This window comes from Salinicola socius (assembly GCF_001937195.1).
GTDB lineage: Bacteria > Pseudomonadota > Gammaproteobacteria > Pseudomonadales > Halomonadaceae > Salinicola > Salinicola socius.
Map to the genome: position 1 here is coordinate 1 of NZ_MSDO01000071.1, position 1,195 is coordinate 1,195.

Here is a 1,195-nt window from a genome sequence, read left to right on the forward strand (position 1 = left end):
GAGATTGCTGGTATGGGAGCTGGTCGAGGTGGAGCGGAACAGGCCGCCGATGACGGGGATATCGGAGAGCACCGGGACGGAATTCTCCTGACGGCGGTTTTCTTCGGAGACGAGGCCGCCCAGGAGCACCGACTGGCCGGACTGGATCTGGACCGTGGTGGCGATGCTGCGCTGATTGGTGATGATGTCCGAGGCCAGCAGCGAGTCGGTCAGGCTGTCGGCGGCGGTGTTGACGTCCATGACCACCAGTCCGGAGGGCGTGACCACCGGGAACACGTTGAGGGTGATGCCGATGTCCTTGCGCTCGATGGTCTGGAACGGGTTTTCGATGTTGGCCGCTTCCCCGGTGATCCTGCCGGTGATGAACGGCACGTTCTGGCCGACGCTGATGGTGCCGCGCTGACCGGAGAGGGTGAGGATCTGCGGGGTGGAGAGGACGCGGGCATTGGAGTCGCGGCGGATGGCGTTGACGGCGAGCGCGAGGGTGTCGCCATCGAAGATCCCGAACGAGGCCCCGGGCACGGACAGCGCATTCCCCAAGCTGGAGGTGTTGAAGCCGCCGGCGGGGTTGCTGCCGTTCCGGGCACGACCGAACGCCACCCCAAGATCGAAGGTATCGCCGTCGGTGGTTTCGAAGATGATGGCGCGGATCAGTACCTGGGCGCGGGTCACGTCGATCTGGGGCAGTAGGCGTTCCAGGTCATCGACGCGATCCGCCGGGCCGTTGACCAGGAGCGCGTTGGACGCGTGGAGAACCTGGGCGTTGGCGGTCGACAGGCTGCCGGTGGTGGTCTGGGCCAGAAAGGCGTTGACCAGGGGCGCGAGATCGTCGGCCCGGAGATGGGTGATCGGCAGCACGCGGGAGACGGTGGGTTGCTGTGGTTTCGGGGTGCCGATCTGGGCCATGAACGTCTGTTGAGACCGAGCGGGTACCAGCGTCGGCGGATTGCCGGGGACGAGCTGGTAGCCGTGGGACTGCATCACGCCCTGGAAGAATTCGGGGAGCTGTTCCGGCGTCACGTCCGGGGCGTAGACGGTCAGGGTGCCGTCGACGCGGGGATCGATGGCGATGGGCGTGGCGGTCTGCTGGGAGTACCAGTGGACGAACTCCCGCACGTCGGCGCCCTGCATATCGATGGGCATGGCGTGAGCGGGAATAGCAACGAACGAGACCGCGAGGGTGAGCGCGGCCAGG

Annotated in this window: 1 protein-coding gene; it reads right to left on the reverse strand. The window is 66.4% G+C overall.

Annotated features, from left to right (window positions below):
* Nucleotides 1-1,195 (reverse strand): secretin N-terminal domain-containing protein (locus tag BTW07_RS18785; RefSeq protein WP_075571661.1); only part of this gene is annotated, 1,195 nt, incomplete at both ends.